The sequence below is a fragment of the Wenjunlia vitaminophila DSM 41686 genome (assembly GCF_000380165.1).
GTDB classification, from domain to species: domain Bacteria; phylum Actinomycetota; class Actinomycetes; order Streptomycetales; family Streptomycetaceae; genus Wenjunlia; species Wenjunlia vitaminophila.
The window spans coordinates 145,324-165,570 of sequence record NZ_KB904658.1; the positions used below are offsets into that span (position 1 = coordinate 145,324).

At 71.2% G+C, this 20,247-nt stretch carries 24 protein-coding genes; 17 read left to right on the forward strand and 7 right to left on the reverse strand.

The features are described 5' to 3' along the window. Window positions 1–13 precede the first annotated feature (13 nt). Window positions 14–748, forward strand: coding sequence for a class I SAM-dependent methyltransferase (locus A3IG_RS0109190; protein ID WP_018383266.1), 735 nt, complete (start codon window positions 14–16; stop codon window positions 746–748). An 88-nt stretch (window positions 749–836) separates the two neighbouring features. On the opposite strand, the gene A3IG_RS0109195 is transcribed toward A3IG_RS0109190, so the two are convergent. After that, entirely contained in the window at window positions 837–1,568 is a 732-nt protein-coding gene (locus A3IG_RS0109195; protein ID WP_018383267.1) for an SDR family oxidoreductase, read from the reverse strand. 390 nt (window positions 1,569–1,958) lie between these two features. Here A3IG_RS0109195 and A3IG_RS31825 point away from each other — a divergent pair, with 390 nt between their 5' ends. After that, window positions 1,959–2,789, forward strand: coding sequence for an ICP22 family protein (locus A3IG_RS31825; RefSeq protein WP_158676904.1), 831 nt, complete (start codon window positions 1,959–1,961; stop codon window positions 2,787–2,789). A gap of 485 nt (window positions 2,790–3,274) precedes the next feature. On the opposite strand, the gene A3IG_RS0109205 is transcribed toward A3IG_RS31825, so the two are convergent. Continuing rightward, window positions 3,275–3,580, reverse strand: coding sequence for a hypothetical protein (locus A3IG_RS0109205; protein ID WP_157862227.1), 306 nt, complete (start codon window positions 3,578–3,580; stop codon window positions 3,275–3,277). A gap of 293 nt (window positions 3,581–3,873) precedes the next feature. On the opposite strand from A3IG_RS0109205, the gene A3IG_RS34150 reads away from it, so the two are divergent. The 8 genes from A3IG_RS34150 (at window position 3,874) to A3IG_RS0109245 (ending at window position 11,185) form a co-directional block, all read left to right on the forward strand. After that, on the forward strand, window positions 3,874–4,038 hold the full coding sequence (locus A3IG_RS34150) for a hypothetical protein (protein ID WP_018383270.1): 165 nt from the start codon (window positions 3,874–3,876) through the stop codon (window positions 4,036–4,038). Window positions 4,039–4,115: 77 nt separating this feature from the next. Beyond that, a complete protein-coding gene (locus A3IG_RS0109215; protein ID WP_018383271.1) occupies window positions 4,116–4,352 on the forward strand; it encodes a hypothetical protein in 237 nt (78 codons plus the stop codon). 1 nt (window position 4,353) lies between these two features. Then, complete coding sequence (locus A3IG_RS0109220) at window positions 4,354–6,009, forward strand: B12-binding domain-containing radical SAM protein (RefSeq protein WP_018383272.1); 1,656 nt, start codon at window positions 4,354–4,356, stop codon at window positions 6,007–6,009. Window positions 6,010–6,012: 3 nt separating this feature from the next. Next, window positions 6,013–6,906, forward strand: coding sequence for a multinuclear nonheme iron-dependent oxidase (locus A3IG_RS0109225; protein WP_018383273.1), 894 nt, complete (start codon window positions 6,013–6,015; stop codon window positions 6,904–6,906). Then, entirely contained in the window at window positions 6,903–7,694 is a 792-nt protein-coding gene (locus tag A3IG_RS0109230; RefSeq protein WP_018383274.1) for a hypothetical protein, read from the forward strand. Before A3IG_RS0109225 ends, A3IG_RS0109230 begins: the two co-directional genes overlap by 4 nt. Then, window positions 7,691–9,007, forward strand: a complete 1,317-nt coding sequence (locus tag A3IG_RS0109235) for an MFS transporter (RefSeq protein WP_018383275.1) — start codon at window positions 7,691–7,693, stop codon at window positions 9,005–9,007. The genes A3IG_RS0109230 and A3IG_RS0109235 overlap by 4 nt, the downstream gene beginning before the upstream one ends. Next, window positions 9,004–10,344: a hypothetical protein gene (locus A3IG_RS0109240; protein WP_018383276.1), complete on the forward strand. Its 1,341-nt coding sequence runs from the start codon at window positions 9,004–9,006 to the stop codon at window positions 10,342–10,344. Before A3IG_RS0109235 ends, A3IG_RS0109240 begins: the two co-directional genes overlap by 4 nt. Beyond that, window positions 10,274–11,185: a JmjC domain-containing protein gene (locus A3IG_RS0109245; RefSeq protein WP_018383277.1), complete on the forward strand. Its 912-nt coding sequence runs from the start codon at window positions 10,274–10,276 to the stop codon at window positions 11,183–11,185. Before A3IG_RS0109240 ends, A3IG_RS0109245 begins: the two co-directional genes overlap by 71 nt. 71 nt (window positions 11,186–11,256) lie before the next feature. On the opposite strand, the gene A3IG_RS0109250 is transcribed toward A3IG_RS0109245, so the two are convergent. The 5 genes from A3IG_RS0109250 to A3IG_RS0109270 form a co-directional block, all read right to left on the reverse strand. After that, window positions 11,257–11,457 (reverse strand): DUF397 domain-containing protein, encoded by a 201-nt coding sequence (locus tag A3IG_RS0109250; RefSeq protein WP_018383278.1) that lies wholly within the window; start codon window positions 11,455–11,457, stop codon window positions 11,257–11,259. A 12-nt stretch (window positions 11,458–11,469) separates the two neighbouring features. Next, window positions 11,470–11,619: a Scr1 family TA system antitoxin-like transcriptional regulator gene (locus tag A3IG_RS35080; protein ID WP_236719031.1), complete on the reverse strand. Its 150-nt coding sequence runs from the start codon at window positions 11,617–11,619 to the stop codon at window positions 11,470–11,472. Further along, window positions 11,586–11,846: a Scr1 family TA system antitoxin-like transcriptional regulator gene (locus A3IG_RS35085; protein ID WP_236719038.1), complete on the reverse strand. Its 261-nt coding sequence runs from the start codon at window positions 11,844–11,846 to the stop codon at window positions 11,586–11,588. Before A3IG_RS35085 ends, A3IG_RS35080 begins: the two co-directional genes overlap by 34 nt. A 280-nt stretch (window positions 11,847–12,126) precedes the next feature. Beyond that, a complete protein-coding gene (locus tag A3IG_RS0109265; RefSeq protein WP_018383281.1) occupies window positions 12,127–12,327 on the reverse strand; it encodes a DUF397 domain-containing protein in 201 nt (66 codons plus the stop codon). A gap of 12 nt (window positions 12,328–12,339) precedes the next feature. Next, window positions 12,340–13,194 (reverse strand): helix-turn-helix domain-containing protein, encoded by an 855-nt coding sequence (locus A3IG_RS0109270; protein ID WP_026220065.1) that lies wholly within the window; start codon window positions 13,192–13,194, stop codon window positions 12,340–12,342. A 187-nt stretch (window positions 13,195–13,381) separates the two neighbouring features. Here A3IG_RS0109270 and A3IG_RS0109275 point away from each other — a divergent pair, with 187 nt between their 5' ends. The 7 genes from A3IG_RS0109275 (at window position 13,382) to A3IG_RS0109305 (ending at window position 20,037) form a co-directional block, all read left to right on the forward strand. After that, window positions 13,382–13,870 carry an ATP-binding protein gene (locus A3IG_RS0109275; RefSeq protein ID WP_018383283.1) on the forward strand — a complete coding sequence of 163 codons (489 nt, stop codon included), beginning with the start codon at window positions 13,382–13,384 and terminating at the stop codon, window positions 13,868–13,870. A 198-nt stretch (window positions 13,871–14,068) separates the two neighbouring features. Next, complete coding sequence (locus A3IG_RS0109280; RefSeq protein WP_018383284.1) at window positions 14,069–14,911, forward strand: nitrilase-related carbon-nitrogen hydrolase; 843 nt, start codon at window positions 14,069–14,071, stop codon at window positions 14,909–14,911. An 88-nt stretch (window positions 14,912–14,999) separates the two neighbouring features. Then, window positions 15,000–16,325 carry an aspartate aminotransferase family protein gene (locus A3IG_RS0109285; protein ID WP_018383285.1) on the forward strand — a complete coding sequence of 442 codons (1,326 nt, stop codon included), beginning with the start codon at window positions 15,000–15,002 and terminating at the stop codon, window positions 16,323–16,325. A 596-nt stretch (window positions 16,326–16,921) separates the two neighbouring features. After that, window positions 16,922–17,398 (forward strand): Hsp20/alpha crystallin family protein, encoded by a 477-nt coding sequence (locus A3IG_RS0109290; protein ID WP_026220067.1) that lies wholly within the window; start codon window positions 16,922–16,924, stop codon window positions 17,396–17,398. 73 nt (window positions 17,399–17,471) lie between these two features. After that, window positions 17,472–18,590 (forward strand): baeRF2 domain-containing protein, encoded by a 1,119-nt coding sequence (locus A3IG_RS0109295; protein WP_104530711.1) that lies wholly within the window; start codon window positions 17,472–17,474, stop codon window positions 18,588–18,590. A gap of 44 nt (window positions 18,591–18,634) precedes the next feature. Beyond that, window positions 18,635–19,360, forward strand: a complete 726-nt coding sequence (locus A3IG_RS0109300; RefSeq protein ID WP_018383288.1) for a DNA polymerase ligase N-terminal domain-containing protein — start codon at window positions 18,635–18,637, stop codon at window positions 19,358–19,360. 77 nt (window positions 19,361–19,437) lie between these two features. Then, a complete protein-coding gene (locus A3IG_RS0109305) occupies window positions 19,438–20,037 on the forward strand; it encodes a YdcF family protein (protein ID WP_026220068.1) in 600 nt (199 codons plus the stop codon). The last annotated feature ends 210 nt before the right edge of the window (window positions 20,038–20,247 follow it).

Here is a 20,247-nt window from a genome sequence, read left to right on the forward strand (position 1 = left end):
AAGGAGGAACAGGATGGACCGCAACATCCGCAGCGTGGATGACGTGTTGGAATTGCTGGACGGCTTGTTCGCGCCCGGAGCCGACCGTTGGACGGCCGACGCCGCCTCCTGGTGGGACGGCTTCTACGCGGACCGCGCCAGGGACGTGCCGTTCTTCGTGGCGAAGCCCGACGAGAACCTGGTCTCGTACCTCGACCGCGGCCTCATCACCCCGGGACGAGCCCTCGACCTCGGGTGCGGCCCGGGCCGGAACGCCCTCCACCTCGCGTCCCGAGGCTTCGAGGTGGACGCCGTGGATCTCTCACCGGCAGCCGTCGCCTGGGCCGAGGAGCGGACCCGCGAGGGCGGGCTCGACGTCCGGTTCCACTGCGGCGACGCCTTCGCCCTCACCGCCGAGCACCTCGGCGGCCCGTACGACCTCGTCTACGACTCCGGGTGCTTCCACCACCTGCCCCCGCACCGCCGCGTCAGCTACCTCTCCCTGATCGAACGGACCCTGGCCCCCGGCGGTCACCTCGCCCTCACCTGCTTCGCGGCGGGGCGCATGGGCTCAGACCTCTCCGACGTGGACTTCTACCGACAGGCCCGCCTCCACGGGGGCCTCGCCTACACCCCGGAATCGCTGCGCTGGATCTTCTCCGACCTGGATGAGGTCGAGGTGCGCCGCATGCGTGACGAACCCCCTCGCTCCCCGCGCTTCGGGGAGGACTTCCTGTGGACGGCCCTGTTCCGACGTCCCACGGCCTGACCCGGGGCGCCACGACCCCCGGGGGCATCCCGTCCCCGGGGGCCGGGGCGGTCAGCGTCGCCCAACCGGCCTGAAGGCCTCAGGGCCCTCAGGCCGCGTGGCCGCCGTCCACCGAGAACTCCGCGCCGGTGACGTAGCCGGCCTCGTCGCCCGCGAGGTAGGCGACCATCGACGCCACCTCGTCCGGGGTGCCGAACCGTCCGAGCGCCGTCATCTCGGCCTGCGGGGAGGCGTACGGGCCGTCGGCCGGGTTCATCTCCGTGTCCGTGGGACCCGGGTGGACGATGTTCGCGGTGATCCCGCGGGCCCCCAACTCACGGGCCAGCGCCCGGTTGAGACCGGTCAGCGCGGCCTTGCTCGTCGCGTAGAGCGTTCCGCCGGGGCCCGGCACGCGCTGTGTCATGCAGGTGCCGATCGTGACGATCCTGCCGCCCCGCGCCATGCGTGCCGCCGCGGCCTGCGTGACGAGGAAGACACCGCGGACGTTCACGTTGAGCACCCGGTCCACGTCCGCGAACGACAGGCTCTCCAGCGGGCCGAGCACCCCGACCCCCGCGTTGTTCACCAGCACGTCGAGCCGGCCGAACGCGTCGGCCACCTGCGCCACCGCGCCCACCGCCTCCCGCGGGTCCGCGGAGTCCGCGCGCAGGGCGAGCCCCCGCCGCCCCAGCGCCTCGATCCGCCGCACCACGTCCTCGGCCTCGTCCTTGCGCTGGACGTAGGTGATGGCCACGTCGGCGCCCGCGGCGGCCAGCCGCAGCGCCGTCGCCGCGCCGATCCCGCGGGAGCCGCCGGTCACCAGTGCCACCTTGCCGTTCATCGTTCCTCCTGCGCATCAGTAGTTGCGCATTCAAGTACAGCCGGGAGGTGGGAGGCGTGCCGGCGGCAATCGGTCGTCGCGTTCGGCGACCAGTGGTCACTGGACGCGGAGGTGGCCGAACCACCCACAACTCCTGACCACTGCTCGCGAAAGTGAAGTGGAATACGTTCCGCGCGATTCCCGAGAACCCTTCATTGCGGGCATTATCCTCAGCGTTGACCTCAAGTACGCCTCGGCCTGGCGCGGGTGACCTACAGCTACCACCGATTGCCGGACGGAGCCGTCGGGCGGCCACGCTCGTCACGGGGCCGGCTCGTGAGTGGAGCGCAAGGGCTTTTGGGCTGATTCGTACAGGTCGACAGCATACGGGCGTTGACGGGGGAGTGGATCATGGCGGGGGCGTCTGGGGGCGATTCCCACGGCAAGCTATGGATCTGGCTCGGTGGAATCGCATCCGTGATAGCGATCCTGGGCTGGTTCGGTGTGAGCAATCCGCAGGAGCTGGAGGCGCTGTTGGACGATTCGTCCCCATCCGTTTCCGCGCCCGCGCCGCATGAGTCCTACGAGGCCCCCCACGGCTCCGATGAGCCCGAGACCGAAGAAGCGGACACCGGCGGTCCGGGTTCGGGCGTCGACCGCGGCGACAGACGGGAGGAGTCCCCCGACTCCGGACCGTCGCCCACTCCGGAGGATCCCGCCGAAGAGGATCCCGCCGAAGTGGCATTCAAGGCCGTCTCGGTCGGAGACTGCCTGGGGGTCTACGACACCGGCTCCGGGGGCACCAGGATCGAGTGGAGCGCCGACGTTCCGCCGAGTCCCGTGCCCTGTGACAGCGGGGAGGGCCTCCTGCGCGTCACCAGCACCGCTGACGACACCTGTCCCAGCGGTCCGGGGAAGGCGTCCTGGGCGTACACGTCTGCCGTCTCGGGTGAGACCACGACGCTCTGTGTCACCCGCGTTTACCGTAAGTACTACTGCATGCTCGGCGAGCAGGTTGGTGACACGACCCGGCTGGGATCGATGACGGCCGTGGACTGTGAGGCGCGGCAGGTTCCCGCCCCGTACAACCGGATTGTCCACATCCTCGGTGTCTACCAGGCCCCGCCGGGCGCCAACGCCGGTAACTGCGTGGAGGGGGCCTACGACCAGAGGCAGTACCTCGCCTGGTTGGTGGACGACGGCAGGACGCTGCTCTGCGCGACGTTCTTTCAGGGCGGCTGACGGTCGGCGATGGCGAGGCCGCCGGGTCGGGTGTGAGGAGCGCGCCGGTCGCGACGTGCCCGCGGTGCTGCCCGGGCCGTCGGGCTGGTCCTACGACCTTCGGCTTCCGTGTGACTCCCGGGGCCCGGTGTCGCGCGGGCGACGCCGCGGGCCGTGCTGCGGGTGCGTGGCAGGGCCTCCGGCGGCAAGGCGCTGTGGTGCGAACGCGATTCCGCCCGGGACACCGCACGACCAGCCCACCGCAAATGCCGCTGAACGGATCGGCGCTTCTCCCTGACCTCTGGGCGCGCTGGAATTCCGGTGGCGCAAAATGGCGAGAGCATGCCATTTACGGGAGGGTGTACCGGCCGGTATTACGGACTTTCTGGTTCCGTCGGTGATTTCAGGCCACAGGAGGAATTCGCCGGAGCGTCGAGCCCGCTCGCGAACGCCCTCGGTGGTGCGCCAGGGCTCCCCGCCCAGTCCACGCGGCAGATGGGCCACCCTCAGTCCCACTCCCCGTCGCCCGGGGCGGAGAAGTCCTCGCGGTCCGGAAGCGGCGGCAGGCTCAGGTCCCGCGGCACCGGGCCGTCGTCGGTCCTGCGGGCCTGGCGGTGCGTCCGCACCCGGAGGTTCATCCGGCGTGAGCGCTTGCTGAGGCGACGTCGCTCGCGCCGTCCCGTTTCGTCGTCGTGGTCCAGCTCCTGGTACTGCCGGCGCGCCTCCCAGAAGGAGCGCTCCTGGGCGGCTGCGGCCTCGCCGGGCGTTGGCTCGTCCGGGTCGTCCCAGGTGTCGCCGAGGTCGTCTGTCATGAGCCACAGGTTGACACGGATCGCTGGTGTCGGCCACGTCGCGTCGGGCGCGGACGGCTCGGCCGACGGCAGGAGCCGGGCCAAGGCGTGCCTCCTGATTCGGGGTGGGCGGCACAGCCAAAAGAATCGTTTCACCAACCTCAGTCGCCACCGCCGTAACACTGGCCGGATTACGACAGGATTTTGTCGCCGTTTCTCGCACACACTTCCAAGGCACACGGTTTCCCTGATCTTCAGGGTGACTCCCGATGAGCCCCGGGCTGCCCAGGGGCCGAACGAGAGGAAGAAGACCGATGGCCCGTAGCACGGAGAGCCAGAAGACCCGCAAGTCGCTGACCGAACGCACCCAGGACGAACTGGAGATCGCTGGTTTCGACGAGGTCGAGACCCCCGAGGCGGACATCGTCAGCCTCGGCGGGGCCAGCTACACCAAGATGCTCGGCAAGATCTACTCCTGATCGGTCCTTCGGTGCCCTGGCGTCCTGTGGCGCCGGGGCACCGAGAACCATCAGGCCGGACCTCGGAGAGCCAGTCGATGCTGCGCATCACCCCGGAACTGCCCTACCTGGACCAGGCAGGCCACGTCTACGTGCCGCTCGCCGGACCGGCGCAGTCCTGCCTGAAGCTCAACCGCCGCGCGTCCCAGATCTGGCGCGACGCCCTGCGCGACCCCGTGGACCTCGACGCCCTGCCCGAGGCGGACCGGGACTTCCTGCTGGACCTCACCTCGCGTGGCGTCCTACGGACCGCACCCGTATCCGAGGGAGGGTGAGATGGACACGCTGACACGGCCGGCCGTCGCCTTCGTCAACCCCTCCGTCGGCTTCTCCGACCGCCGCAAGGCCAAACCGATCGGCCTGGCCTACATCATGGCCTACCTGGAGAAGCACGGATTCCCCAGCTCCGGTTTCGACTTCGGGGACTCCGAGGACGACGCCGTCGAGCTCGCCGAACACTACGGCCTCGATCGCTTCGACGTCGTCGGCTTCTCGGTGTACAACGAGTCGTTCCGCGCGGCGGTCGCCATGGCCGCGTGGATCAAGAGCCGCCGCCCGCAGTGCCTGGTCGTCTTCGGAGGTCCGCACGCCACCGCCGTGCACGAGCACATCCTGGGCCGCTACCCCTGCGTGGACGTCGTCGTCCGGCGCGAGGGCGAGGAGGCGATGCTCGACATCGTCCGCGGCCTGGGCGACCGCGCCCGACTGACCGGGACCGGGGGCACCACCTGGCGCTCGCCCGACGGCGACGGGCTCCTCGTCAACGACGACCGGGCCTTCGTCCCCGACCTCGACCAGATTCCCTTTCCCGACGCGGAGTTCGTCTCGCACTCCGGCTACCCGGACCTCACCTACTTCGACGAGGTGCAGGGCCGGCTGAAGGCCGCGTTGACGATCTGCAGCAGCCGGAGCTGCCCGTACAACTGCTCCTTCTGCGGTGTGCTCACCATCGGCCGCAAGTACCGGTCACGCGAGGCGGAACGGGTCGTCGCCGAACTGCTCCACTTCCGCGAGCGCCACGGCGTCAACTACGAGCACGTCTACTTCAGCGACGCCAACTTCTTCGTCTCACCGACCCGGGCCCTGGAGGTCGCCGAAGCGCTGCACGAGGCCGATCCGCAGATCACCTTCAGCTTCGGCACGCGGGTCAACCAGGTCCTCAAGGCCGCCGAGGTCCTTCCCCGGCTCAAGGACTGCGGGCTGCGGTTCATCGAACTCGGCATCGAGTCCGCCTCGGAACCGGTGCTGGAACGGCTCGCCAAGCACGTGAAGCCCGAGGTCAACGTGGCGGCCGTGCGCCTGTTGCGGCGGCTCGGCATCGAGATCTCCCTCGACTTCATCATGCTGGACCCGGCCACCACGCTGGCCGACATCCGCGCCAACCTCGAGTTCCTCCGGGACGCCGGCTTCTACGACTACGTGCCGCACGACCACCTCTACACCGCGCTCGTGCTCTACGAGGGCACGCCGATCCGCGACTTCTACGCCCGGCGGTTCGGTGTCGTGTTCGACCCGGACGACCTGCCCAGTCCCTTCACGCTGTTCGAGCGGCCCGAGGTGCAGCGGTTCAGCGACACGCTCCGGGAGTTCCGCAAGCTGTGGCAGGGCCGGATCGACGGCGCCCTCGCCCAGGGCGAACTCGCGCTCGCCTCCATCGGGGAGACCCCGGACCTGTCCCGAGTGTCACACGCCCGGCTGCAACTCGACGTGGTGTCGCTGCGGCACGCGCCCAACCTCCTGGTCGAACGGCTCCTGGAGGACGCCGAAGCCGGGTTCCCCCGGCTCGACGAGGGCGGACTCGCGGCGTTGCTCCCCCGACTCGGCCACGACCACACGCACCTGCACGACCTGATCGAGCGAACCGGGGCGACGGCGCGGAAGGCAGGCTTCGCCCAGGCCCCGGGCGTCGTCGGACCGCATGGGAGGGACTAGCCAATGCCCACAGCAGTCACCACCGGCTCAGCGATCCCCGAACTGGGCCCGCCCGGGGTCCGCGGGATCTGCTTCAGCTGTGACTCGATCAAAGACATGGACGTCGCCGAGGAGACGGCGACCCGACTGGGCCCCACCGCCACCTGGTACAGCGTCGGCATCCTCGCCGATGACCAGCAACTCGCTCTTGAATGTGCGGAGTTCTGCCGCCGACACGGGCTGCACGCGCTCTTCCACCCGCTGGACCTGGACGTGTGCGGCACCGATCCGCTCGACGACCGGCTGCTGCGCGAACTCGGGCGACGCGCTGACGAACTCGACTCCCCCTGGCTCAACATCGATCTCGCGATGTGGGTCCGCCAGGGCGAGACACTGCTGGAGTCCCTGGTGCCCATGCCGCTGATCGACGAGGCCGTGGACTGGGCGGTGGACCGGATCAAACACGCCCAGGACGTCATCGGCCGCCCGCTGACCATCGAGAACGCGCCCTACCCGTTCGTCGTCGGCGACCGGGACATCCTCACCCTCATGACGCGCATCGCCGAGCGGGCCGACTGCCTCATGACCATCGACGTCGGACACCTCTACGGGCTGCGCGTCCAGCGCGGGCAGAACCCCGTGCTGCCCAGCGATGACGACATCGCCTGGGACCGGGTCGTCGAGGCGCACATGAGCGGCACCTTCATCCGCCGCTTCGACGGCGGCGTGCGCCTCGTCGACGACAAACACGACTGGCCGGTCAGCGACGAGGTGTGGGACCTCGCCGACGCGCTGCTGCCGCGCGCACCCCACCTGCGGTCGGTGATGGCCGAGGCAGAGGGCATGACCGCCGACGAACTGACCGAAAGCGTGCGGCGCTTCGCACGCCGGGCCGACCACTGGTGGAGCGCCCCATGACCCGTGACGCGACCCTCGACTACGCCAGGGTGACCGACACCACCTGGCGCGTCCTCAACGCCACCCCAGCGCGGCGAGCCGAACTCCTCCGGGCGCTGCCCCCGGCCGAGCGCGCCGTCGTCGCAGCGGGGACCAGCGGACCCGGCTTCGACATGGAGCAGGCCCGTCGCCGCAAGACGGTCAGCAACGTGCTGAACGTCAGCTTCCCCGTCACCTTCTTCGCGTACTACGGGCGGACCGGCGCCGAGGGCCTGCACACCTTCCTGGACAGCGAGTTCTGGCAGGAGCGGCCCGCCCAGCCCGGCTCCGTCTTCCCGCCCGCGGCCACCTCGTCGGCCGCCTTCGCGGCCTACCTGCGCGACGTGGACTGGCTCGCCGAACAGGAGGACTGGGTCAGGGAGGCGTTCGCCTTCGAGGACGCCTACCTCTTCGGCCACTCCCTGACCGACGCCCGACCGCGCGCCTCCGCCCGCCCGAGCCTGGTGCCCGGCGCCTGGACGGCTGAGGCCACCTTCGACGTCCCCGAGTACGGCGCCCTGCTGCGCGAGCGGGGAACCGTGGACCCCTGGCCGGAGGCGTTGCTGCTCGTCAAGCGCCGCCCCGCGCCGCTCGCCGTCGTGTCCGTCCCCGCCGGTGGTCGCATCCGCCGGGTGCACCTCAGAGGGGACGCCGTCACCGCCCTGCGCTGGCTGTGGGACGACAGCGCCCCGGTGCCCGAGGGCGCCACCGGGACCGCCACCTACGCGAAGGCCGTCAGCTCCGGCCTCGTGGACGAGGGAACTGCGTGACCGCTCGCGGCCCGGAGCGCGACAGGGTGCCGGCCGACCGGGCCCGCACCCTGCGCGTTCGCCGCGGATACCTCCTGGTGTCCGGCATCGACTACTTCGCCGACATGCTCCTCACGGTCACGTCGGTGCTGCTGTTGCAGTCACTGGGCATGAGCTCCGGCGCGGTGTTCGCCCTCATCGCCGCGGTGTGGATCGTCGAGGGCGTCTCCGAGATCCCCACCGGTGTCCTGGCCGACCTGCTCGGCCGACGCACCTCGGTGGCGATCAGCTTCGCCCTGAGGTCGATCGGCTACGGCGCCCTGTTCTTCAGCGGCAGCGTGCAGGTCGCGGTGGCCGGCGTCCTGCTCTCCGCGTTCGGGGGCACCTTCGCGTCCGGTGCCCTGGAGGCGTGGGCGGTTGACGAGACCGGGACCAGGGACCCGCGCGGCCTGGACCGGCTCTTCGCCCAGGGCAAGATCGCGGAGAACTCCGGCCTGGTGCTCGGCACGCTGACCGGCGCGACCCTGGGCATGCTCGACCTGGCGCTGCCCCAGGTCGTCGCGGGCGCCGCCTGCGCCCTGGCGTGCGTGCTCTCCCTGCTGCTGATGACCGGGCGGGAAGAGCCCGACCGCACCCGGGGAGCCCTCACCCCACGGCTGCGGAGTTCGGTCGGGGAGGTGGTGACCGGCACCCGACTCACCCTGCGGGGCGACAGGGTGCTGATCGCACTGATCCTGGCCACCGCGTCGCTGTGGCTGTTCCGGGGCATCCCCGGCGTGCAGTGGACGGTCGTGTACGAGGATCTCGTGGGCGGCAACCTGCTGGTGCTCGGCGCCATGCGCAGCGTCGGCTCCCTGCTGGAGATCCCGCTGCTCGGCTGGACGCTGCGACTACAGGGACGCCGGGCCTCAGCCCGCCGCACCGTCATCGTCACCGCCTCCGCCGTCGGCGCCTCCGCGCTGGCCTGCGCCGCCGTGGTCCGGGAACCGGCACTCTCGGTCGTCTGCTACGTGTGCTTCTCCACCGCGTTCGGCCTGTGCATGCCCGGGGTGCGGGCAGCCATGAACGAACGCATCGACAGCGGTCACCGGGCCACCGTGCTGTCCGTCGCCTCGCTGTTCAACAGCGTGTTCACCGGCGGCGGCCTGGTCGTGACCGGACTGGCCGTCGGTGACCTGGGAAGCGCCGCACTGGCCTGGCCGCTCGCCGCGGCGGGCTTCGGCGCCGTGGGCCTGTGCGTGGCCTCCCTGGCCACGCGCCCCCCTCCCGCCCCACCCACGGAGGTCCCCGCCGGGACCTCCACCCAGGGACCTCAGGAGGTGCCCGCTCCATGACCGCCGCAGCCGACGTCGAGGACCTGCTCGCCGACCTGTCGCTCGGGCGCGCCGGGCTGCCCGGCCACGACCCCGTGCCTCCGGAGGAGCGTGCCCGGCAGCTCTCCCGTGAGATCGCTGACCTGGGCCTGTCCAGCCTCGTCGCCGAACTCCTCGGCGAGACCGCGCCCGTGCCCGCGCCCACGGCCGTACTCGACCTGGAGGCCGACGAGGAGGGCCGACGCGCCTCGTACGCCACCTGGCGCGCCGAGGCCCGCGACCTGACCGGCGAGGTCTGGCGGTGGCTCACCGACCGCCGCCGCGCCGCCGGGGAGCTCCCCTGGTGGTGCGGCGAGTCGGCGCTCCCACCGCCCCGCGACTCGGTGGCGCGGCTCGCCCAGGTGACGGCCCCGGTGCGGGACCTCTCCGAGACCGCCGCCGCCTGGGGTCGACAGGCCGGCCTGCGGGACGCCACCGCGGAACACAACTGGCGTTGGCTGCTGCTCGGCAAGGGCCTGCCGCTCCCGCGGGGCGGCACCCTGCCCCCGATGAACGAGCTGATCACCCGACTCGTCGCGGGGGCGCGCCGGCACGGTCTGCTGCCGCTCGACCACCGGATCACGGTGCTGCGCCGTCCCAACACCCCGTCCATGGTCATGCCCGTGCGGCTGCCCGGCTCCTCGCTGCTGTCCCTGCCCACCGAGGTCACCCCGGTGACGGTCCAGTACGTCCAGCACGAGCTGGCCCACCTGGCCGAGCACGCGCTGCGTCCCCGCGACGCCCCGCTCCTCGAGCGGTGGGCGTTCGACCCGCTGCGGTCGGAGGGCTGGGCCCTGCTGCTCGAGGGCCTCGTCGGATCGACCGAGGTCCTGACCGGGCTGGGGATCGACGGGGAGACCGCCGGGGTCCTCGGCCGCTTCTTCGCCGAGGAGGAGCGGTTCAGCCGCGGGCTGATGGCAGCCGACCTGACCCTGGAAGCGGACCTCGCGGGTTGCCGCACCTCCGCCGAGGCCCTGGACGCCGCGGCTGCCGCCGCTGCCGGCACCGGACTGCGGTGGGCACCCGAACTCCTCCTGCTGCGGCAGACCCACATCGTGCACTGGCGTGCCTACCTGGCGGGCTACGCCTGGCGCGACACCGTCCGTGCCGAGCTCGCCTCCCGCTTCGGCAGCGGCTGGGAGGACCGCGAACCGGCCTGGGCCCTGCTGCGGCGTGCGCTGGCCAGCACCGGGTCCGCCGCCGGGTTCCTGGCCACGCTGCGCGCACCCGACCCGATGAGGAGAGCCCATGACGACGACCGAGACCACGGCCCCGGACACCACCGGGCCACGGGCCGGGCTGCGACTGCTCTGCCGTGAACCGCGAGACGCGGACAGCCTCCCCTGGGGTGGGACGCACGCCGTGTTCGACGCCGCGCCCGACCTCGCCCAGATCGTGTCCCGGCAGGACCTGGACGACTGGTTGGACTGTAGCCTCCTCCACTACCCGGTCCTGAACGCGATGCGTGGCGGAACCCCGGTGCCACCCGAGGAGCTGACCCGGGTCATGACCGTGTCCGGTGACCCCCGGGCGGGCTATGTGGACGGTGCCAGGGTCCGCGCGCAACTGTCCGCCGGCGCCACCGTGGTCGTCCAGAACCTGCACGAATGGCACCGCCCCGCCCAGCGGCTGTGCCGTCGCGCGGCACGGCTGTTCGCGGCCAAGGCCGGCGCCGTGGCGTTCTGGACCCCGCCGGGACAGAACGGCCTGCGCGTCCACCGCGACGACGGTCACCTCTTCGTCGTGCAGATCTCCGGAACCAAGCGCTGGTACCTGTACGACACTCCGCGCGAGGCACGCGACTGGGCGCCCGGATACGTCGAGGACCTGGACGGGGCCCACGTCCTCGACCTGCGGCCCGGCCAGGTGCTGTACCTCCCCGACGGCACCGCCCACCACGCCCGCACCCTCGACACCGAGTCGCTGCACGTCACCGTCGCCATCCGGGAACCCGGGCTCAGGGACACCGCCGAACTCGCGGTACGCGCCTGCCTCGCGAGCATCCCCGCCCACGCCACCCTCTCGGGGACCGCCGCCGAGCGCGAACAGGCCGCCGACGACCTGCTCACCCGTCTCGCCGCCGCGCTCGGGCGCGTGGACCGCGGCGCGCTGGTCCACGACCTGGGGCGCCGCGCCGCGGAAGCCCGCGGCAGCCGCTGACCGGCCCGCGCAGGAGCGGTCCGCGCCGGCCGGCCGCCGCGCGGGGGCGGCCGGCGTGCGGGGGCGGCCGATCAGGCTGTGCGGATGTGGTCGAACTCGCCGGCCTTGATGCCGCGTATGAGGGCGCCGAGGGTGGCGGGTGCGGTGGTGAGGATGACGTCGGGGTTGTCGCTCTCCCGCAGTTTGACGGTTCCGTCGGGGGCGGCGGCGAGGTAGAGGCAGGAGGAAGCCTGCTGACTGAACGAGGACTTCTGCCAGTTGAGGTCAGGCATGACTGGTCCCTTTCACAGACGTTGAGCCGCTCGATTCATGAGGTCTCGTGATTCTTCCGCGGGCAAGGCGATCTCCTCCATCCGGTCCAGCAGCATGCGGTACATCTCCGCCTTTGCCGGGGCGTCGACTAGTTCACTGCCGTGAGTGGTGTCCAGTTGCACGGTGTCCAACTGGCTGACTGGACCACTGAAGTAGTCGATTCCGTGGCCGGAAGGTGGAAGAAGACGGATCGGGCGTGATCGGGTGCTTGGAGGAGTCCAGGCACATTCACCAGTTGGGAGGTGCGCACGGCTGTTGCGTGGTGTTCCAGTTCGGTGAGCTCGAGCAGCCCTGCCTGGAGTAGGTCCTGGTATTCCTCCCACCATCCGCGAGTCCGGTCCCCGGTCATTCCCGCGAGGGCGTCGATCAGGGCCCGATCTGAACAGGCGTAGTTCCGAGCCAACGCACGTACCCTGTTGCCGCTGACTCCGTACCGACCGGCTTCGATGTTGCTGATGCGGGACTGGGCGACGCCGAGTTGCCGCGCTCGGGCGCGTGGACCGGGGCGCGCTGGTCCACGACCTCGGGCGCCGCGCCGCGGAAGCCCGCGGCAGCCGCTGACCGGCCCACGCAGGAGCGGTCCGTGCCGGCCGGCCGCCGCGCGGGGGCCGGCGTGCGGGGCCGGCGGATCAGGCCGTGCGGAGGTGGTCGAACTCGCCGGCCTTGATGCCGCGTATGAGGGCGCCGAGGGTGGCGGATCTGGTGGTGAGGACGACCTCGGGGGCGTCGCTCTCCCGCAGTTTGATTGTTCCGTCGGGGGTGGCGGCGAGGTAGAGGCAGGAAGAGGCCCTTTCGCTGTACGACGACTTTTTCCAGTTGAGGTCAGGCATGACTGGTCCCTTTCACAGACGTTGAGCCGCTCGATTCATGAGGTCTCGCGATTCTTCCGCGGGCAAGGCGATCTCCTCCATCCGGTCCAGCAGCAAGCGGTACATCTCCACCTTTGCCGGGGCGTCGACCAGTTCACTGCCGTGAGTGGTGTCGAGCTGCACGGTGTCCAACTGGCTGACTGGACCACTGAAGTAGTCGATTCCGTGGCCGGATGGCGGGAAGCCGTCGCTGGTGAAGGGAATCACCAGAATGGTGATGTTCTCGTGCTCACTCAGCTCGATCAGGTGCCTGAGCTGTGCCTTGGCAACGTAGGTTCCTCCGAACCGCATGTGCAGCGCCGCCTCATGGAGGACGGCGGTGTAGGGAGTGGGCCGTTGGCGATGAAGGATTCCCTGTCGCCTGATCCGGTGGGCGACCATGTGCTCGACCTCGTGCGGCAAGAGAGGTGGAACTGCTTGCCCGAAGATGGAGCGGGCGTGATCGGGTGTTTGGAGGAGTCCAGGCACATTCACCAGTTGGGAAGTGCGCAGGGCTGTTGCGTGGTGTTCCAGTTCGGTGAGCTCGAGCAGCCCTGTCGGGAGAAGGTCCTGGTATTCCTCCCACCATCCGCGAGTCCGGTCCCCGGTCATTCCCGCGAGGGCGTCGATCAGGGCCTGATCCGAGCAAGCGTAGTTCCGAGCCAACGCACGCACCCTGTTGCCGCTGACTCCGTACCGACCGGCTTCGATGTTGCTGATGCGTGACTGGGTGACGCCCAGGAGCGTGGCCGCCTCCGTGGCACTCAGAGCGGCACGCTCCCGAAGCCTGCGTAGCTCAACGCCAAGACGGCGACGTCGGGCGGTTGGTGGTGAGCCGCTCTGCGGCATGGCTTCCTCTCATCATTCGCACTAGTGAAGAGGGTATCGCCCCTGTGGGCGGTCATGGGCTATAGGCCATCCAAAACTAGAAAGTAGTCCATGGAAGCCGAGTACGGTGTAGCCGACACGGAGTGATCGGCCGTGGTTCGGTAACCCCGGCAACTGATCGAACTCCGCTTCCTCACAGGAGGCTGCCATGTCCCTCACCGTATCCCCGCCCCTCGTGCTCCCCGGGCCGTCGGGCTGGTCCTACACCCTTCGGCTTCCGTGTGACTCCCGGGCGCCCGGTATCGCGCGGGCGACGCTGCGGGCCGTGCTGCGCGTGCATGGCATGGGTGGGTGTGCCGGCGTCGCCGCGTTGCTCGCCAGTGAGCTCGTCACCAATGCGTTCCTGCACTCCGGGGGGCCGTGCTCGATGGGGGTGGAGGAGCGGGTGTCGGGTCGGCTGCGGGTGAGCGTTGAGGACTCGAACGCGTGCCTGCCGCCCGGCTTCCACGCCCCGCGCGGGGCACCGGTGCCCACCGTGCCGGACGAGGCCGAGAGCGGGCGTGGGCTGTCGTTGGTGCGGGCGTTCGCGAGCGACTGGGGTGGTCGGGTGCTGGGCGGGGCCGGCGGCAAGGTGCTGTGGTTCGAACTCGACCCCGCCCGGGACGCCGAACGACCACCCCGCCACAAATGCCGCTGAACGAACGGGCCCTTCGCCGTCGCCCCCGATCACGTCGAGGGCGCCCGAGTGCCGGTACCCGTTCGGGCGACGGGTGGGGGACACGCGCCGCCGGTCGGCCGAGCGGCGGGGACCTATTGCCACAGTGAGGGGCAGGGCCTACGTTCCCTCTACGTGCGTAGACACCGCTAGTTCGCCGCTGTCGTGAGGGAGTGCCAGATGGCCAACATCGTGCGCGCTGCCCTGGTCCAGACGAAGTGGACCGGGGACACCGAGTCGATGATCCAGCAACACGAGCAGTACGCCCGCGCCGCCGCCGAGCAGGGGGCGAAGGTGCTGGGGTTCCAGGAGGTGTTCAACGCCCCCTACTTCCCGCAGGTGCAGGAGGCCGAGCACCACCGGTGGGCCGAGCCGGTGCCCGACGGCCCGACGGTGCGGCGGATGCAGGAGCTGGCCCGGGAGACCGGGATGGTGCTGGTGGTCCCGGTGTACGAGCTGGAGGACTCCGGTTTCTACTACAACACCGCCGCGGTGATCGACGCCGACGGCAGCTTCCTCGGGAAGTACCGCAAGCACCACATCCCGCAGGTCAAGGGGTTCTGGGAGAAGTACTACTTCCGCCCGGGGAACCTGGGGTGGCCGGTCTTCGACACCGCCGTCGGCCGGATCGGGGTCTACATCTGTTACGACCGGCACTTCCCCGAGGGCTGGCGGGCCCTGGGCCTGGCCGGCGCCCAGCTCGTCTACAACCCGTCGGCGACGTCCCGGGGCCTGTCCGCGTACCTGTGGCAGCTCGAGCAGCCCGCGGCGGCGGTGGCCAACGAGTACTTCATCGCGGCGATCAACCGGGTCGGCGTGGAGGAGTACGGGGACAACGACTTCTACGGCACCAGCTACTTCGTGGACCCGCGCGGACAGTTCGTCGGTGACGTGGCGTCCGACAAGGAGGACGAACTCGTCGTCCGGGACCTGGACTTCGACATGATCGACGAGGTCCGGCAGCAGTGGGCGTTCTACCGCGACCGCCGCCCCGACGCCTACCAGGGCCTGGTGCAGCCATGACGGGAACCGGGCCGGGCACCGACGGCCCGGGAGGAGCCGGGGGCGGGGGAACGGGAAGCGGGACGGAGACCGGGAGGATGGAGGCAGGATGACCGATGCGGCGATGTCCGGGACCGGGAACGGCCGGGTGGGGGTGCACGCGGAGCTGACCCGACGGCACCGGGCCGTGCTGCCCGACTGGCAGGCCCTGATGTACCAGCAGCCCATCGAGATCACCCATGGTGAGGGCCGCCGGGTGTGGGACGCTGAGGGGCGGTGCTACCTCGACTTCTTCGGGGGCATCCTCACCACCATGACGGCGCACGCGCTGCCCGAGGTGACCGAGGCGATCCGGGAGCAGGCCGGGAAGATCCTGCACAGTTCCACCCTCTACCTCAACCACCACGCCGTGGAGCTCGCCGAGCGGATCGCCACGCTCTCCGGGATCGAGGACGCGCGGGTCTTCCTCACCACCTCGGGCACCGAGGCGAACGACACGGCGCTGCTGCTGGCCACCACGTTCCGCCGCTCCAACCAGGTCCTGGCGATGCGCAACGCCTACCACGGCCGCTCGTTCTCCGCCGTGGGCATCACCGGCAACGCCAGTTGGGCGCCCACCAGCCTGTCCCCCCTGCAGACCCTGTACGTGCACGGAGGGGTGCGCACCCGGGGCCCGTTCGCCGAGCTGTCCGACGAGGAGTTCATCGCGCGCTGCGTGGAGGACCTCGAGGACCTGCTGGCCCAGCGGCGCGGGGGAGTGGCGGCGCTGATCGCCGAGCCGATCCAGGGCGTGGGGGGTTTCACCTCGCCGCCGGACGGTCTCTACGCCGCGTTCAAGGAGGTCCTCGACCGGCACGGAGTCCTGTGGATCAGCGACGAGGTGCAGACCGGCTGGGGCCGCACCGGTGACCACTTCTGGGGCTGGCAGGCCCACGGCGCGAACGGGGCGCCGGACATCCTCACCTTCGCCAAGGGCATCGGCAACGGCCTGTCCATGGGCGGTGTGGTGGCCCGCGCGGAGATCATGAACTGCCTGGACGCCAACTCCATCTCGACCTTCGGCGGCAGCCCGATCACCACGGCCGGCGCCCTCGCCAACCTCAACCACCTGCTGGAACGGGACCTCCAGGGCAACGCCCGACGGGTCGGCGGCCTGCTGCTGAGCCGGCTCCAGGCCGTCGCCGCGGGGCTGAGCTGCGTGCGCGAGGTGCGTGGGCGCGGGCTGATGATCGGCGTCGAGCTCGCCGACGGCTCCCTGGCCAGCGCGGTGACGGAGGCCGCCAGGGAGAACGGGCTCCTGGTCGGCAAGGGGGGCCGGCAGGGCAGCGTGCTGCGCATCGCCCCGCCGCTCAGCCTGACCGTGGCCGAGGCCGAGGAGGGCGCGGACATCCTCGACACCGCCCTGCGGCAGGCGGAGAAGCAGGCGACGCGGTAGGCACCCCGAGCAGGAACGGTGCCGCTGGGGCCGACCCGGACGTCCGGGCCGGCCCCAGCGCTGGTCACGGCCACGGTACGGCGTCGGCCGCTCACGGTGCGGGACCCCCGACCCCCGACCCCCGACCCCGGGGAGGCGCGGGACGCGCGGGACGCGCGGACGCCGCTCGGGGTGGGCCGGGAGGAGAAAGACGCCCGCATACGGGGGTACCGGCCGGGTACCCGACTCTCGACCGGCCGTGGCCGCCACCGAACGGTGACACGAGCGGCGCGACGGCCGGGCCCAACAGGTCCGACGCGGAGTTTCTTCCGATGACCCAACCGCAGCCCCCGGAACCAGCACCGGTGCCGAACCCCGGCCCCGACCCGGTGCCCCCGTTCCCGAGCAGGCCGGTTCCCGGCCCCTCTCCCGAGCCCGGACCGGGCCCCGGCCCACGTCCAGGGCCGGGCCCCGGGCCCGAGCCGAGCCCTCCGCCGGAGCCGGAACCGAGTCCCACGCCGGAGCCGGAGCCGGGCCCCTGACCGGGGCCGGCGGCGCGCGGTCCGAGCCGCCCGGGACGGACGACGAAGCCGAGCACAACCGCGAAGGTGAGAACCATGGCACTACCCGCACGACGCCGGATGACCCAGCCCACCGAGAGCCAGTCCAGGGGATGGGTGCGCGATCCGCTGTCGGAGTTCGACGAGCTGTTCGGACGGATCGGCAACCTGCTGGAGTCCACGGTCGGCGGCAGGGCGGCGGGTGACGCCTGGGCGCCGCTGGCCGACATCAGCGAGAGCGCCGACGCCTACTACGTGGAGGCGGAGCTCCCCGGGGTCCAGCGCGAGGACATCAAGGTGGAGATCGCCGAGCGCGAACTGGTGATCAGCGGGGAACTCAAGGAGAACGAACGCGGCGACGTCACCCGTCACGGGACGAGACGGCGCACCGGCCGGTTCGAGTACCGAACGCTGCTGCCCGGCAAGGTGAAGGCGGACGAGATCTCCGCCTCGCTGAAGGACGGCGTGCTGACGGTGAAGGCGCCCAAGGCCCCCACGGCGATATCGCGCAAGGTGGAGATCTCGGGCGGCTGACCCGGCCCGTGCCGGGCCCGGCAGGGCCGGGACCCGGCGGTCAAGACCCCGGACGTCAAGTGAGGTGACGGTGGTGAAGCTGTCCTTCCTGGAGCCCGTGTACGCCGAGCCCGGCCCCTACACGTCGGTGTACCTCGACACCTCGCGGGACAGCGAGGACCCGGAGGCCGACATCGCGGCGCGCTGGAGCCGGCTGGGCGAGGAGCTCATCCGACAGGGCGCGGACCGCGACTCGATCTCCGCGGTCGGCGAGGTGGTGGGTGCGGACGCGGAGGTCCCCGGCCTGCACGGCCAGGCCATCTTCGGTGCGCACGGGACGCTGGTGATGGAGGGCGAGCTGCCCAGGGTGCCGAGGTACGACTCGGCGCTGTTCAGCGTGCTGCCCGACGCCATGCCGTTGGTCAGCCAGTACCTTCCGGAGATCCCCTACGTGGCCGCGGTGGTGCACTACGCGGGGCCGCGCACCGCCGGGGAGGTGCCGGTTCGCGGGGGTGGCGGCGGGGGCGTGGAGGACGCGGGGGAGGGAACGGTCGCCGTCGAGGCGGAGGCCGGCACCTGGCCGCTGTCCAAGGTGACGCTGCGGACCCGGCTGCACCGGCGTTGCCTGGTGGACCAGTGGCACGAGACCGCGGTGCGGGTGGGCCGGGAGCTGGATCTGTGGGCCCGGCGCCTGCGCGCCGACAGCCTGGTCATCGGCGGTGACGTGTGGGCGAGCAACGTGCTGGCCCGGGCGCTGCCCGACCGGACGCGGACCCAGGTGGAACGGGTGGCTGGCCCGTTGACCGGGCGGCCGGGGCGGACCCTGCTGGAGGAGGAGCTCGACGAGCTGTTCAGCGGGCGCATCGCCGAGCACGACATGAACCTGGTGGAGGTGTTCCTGGCCCGGCGGGTCCAGGGCAGGGGCGCGATCGAGGGCCTGGAACCGGTGGTGGAAGCGCTGCGCCGGGGTTACGTGGAGGCGCTGTTGCTCAACCACCCGCAGGCGGTGCGCCGGTTGTGGGTGGGACCCGAGGCACACCAGCTCGCCGTGTACGAGGCGGACCTGGCGTCGGACGGCGTGCGCTACCGCTCGCCCGAGGACGGGTCGCAGGCCCTGCTCAGGTCTCTGGTGGCCACGGAGGCGGAGCTCGTGGTGATCCCGGAGGACGAGGTGCCGCTGCGGGGCGGGGTCGGCGCGGTGCTGCGTCCCTGACCAGGGGCGCCGAGGTCCCCGGACGATGGCGAGGTGAGGGAACGGTGGGTTCGTCAGCACGCGGTGGCCGGCCGGGGTCCCGAGGCCGTGGAACGGGACACGCGGCGACCGACCGCGACAGCCTCGCCACCTACCACCGCAGGCGCGACGTCGAGCGGAGCGGTGAGCCCGGCGGGGAGCGCCGGGCCGGCACCGGCGGGGGAGGGCCCGACGGGGACGGCCGACACTTCGTGGTGCAGCTCCACGACGCCCGTACCCGGCACTACGACTTCCGGTTGCAGGTGGGGGACGTGCTGCGGTCCTGGGCCGTGCCCAAGGGGCCGTCGGACGACCCCAGGGACAAGCGCCTCGCGGTGCCCACCGAGGACCATCCCCTGGAGTACGAGGGGTTCGAGGGGGTGATCGGACCGGGGCAGTACGGGGCCGGCACCGTGATGGTCTGGGACATCGGGACCTTCCGCAACGTCTCCGAGCGCCACGGGAAGACGGTCCCGCTGGACGAGGCCCTGGAGCGTGGCCACGCCTCGGTGTGGCTGGAGGGGCAGAAGCTGCACGGCGGGTACGCCCTGACCCGGTTCCGCGGTGGCGGGGACGGCTCCGACGACGAGGCGTGGCTCCTGGTCAAACGGGACGACAGGTACGCGGCGGACCGTCGCCACCCCCCGTCCGACCGCGTCAGGTCGGCGCTGACCGGCCGCACCCTTGGCCAGATCGCCGACGACGGGGACGGGAAGCCGTCCGCGGGCGGCACGGGTCGCCACCGCTCGTAGACGCCCTGGCAGGACGCGTTGCTCGCGGCCCGGCTGGTGCCTTCGGCCCCGTGCCTAGGTGCCCTAGAGTCGGTCGCATGCGGCGGAAGACAGGGCTGGCGATAGCTGGGGCCGTCACCCTGGCCTGGTGCGAGTGGTTGAACTGGCGTTGGTCTCGGACCCTCGTGGGGAACAGTGGGGGCACTGCCGAGGCCGTGGTCGTGTTGGGGTACCGGAACCCCCGAGCGGCGGCGAACGCCGTCAACCGGTGGCGGGTCCGTGCTGGGATTCGTTCCATCGCCGCCGGCGGTGCGCACGATACCCGTGTGATCTTCAGCGGCGGCGCGACCGGTGGCGGTGTCACGGAGGCCCAGGTGATGGCTGACTACGCGACGTCGGTGCTCGGGTTCGACGGCACCGTGCTCCTCGAGGACCGAAGTACGACGACGTGGGAGAACATCACGAACGTGATCCCACTGCTCGAGGACGTCGACCGCATCAAGATCGTCTCCCAACCAGCCCACGCCCTCAAGGCCCGCGCCTACCTGCGGCGGCAGCGCCCTGATCTCGCCGAGAGGCTGGTGCGTGCGGATGACTACCGCCCTGGCGAGTGGCTGATCGCCAAACCGCTGCTGGCTCTGTACGGACTCTGGGCGGTTCGCGGCCTCGATGCCGACGAACGGAAGGTCTCGCTGTAGACAGCCGCTGTCGCGTGAGGTCCGCCCGTCCGCACCGGTTCCGCCGCCCGCGGATCGCTGGGAGCTCCGCGACGGTCCGGGGGCCGGATCGCCGGTCCTGGAGCGATCCAAGCACCGCGAAGACCCGTTGGGAGTTCTCAGGGAACCGGGGGCCGGGGCGGCGGCCCCCGAGGGTGCGGCGTGCTCGGCTGCGCAGCGCCCCAAGCTCCC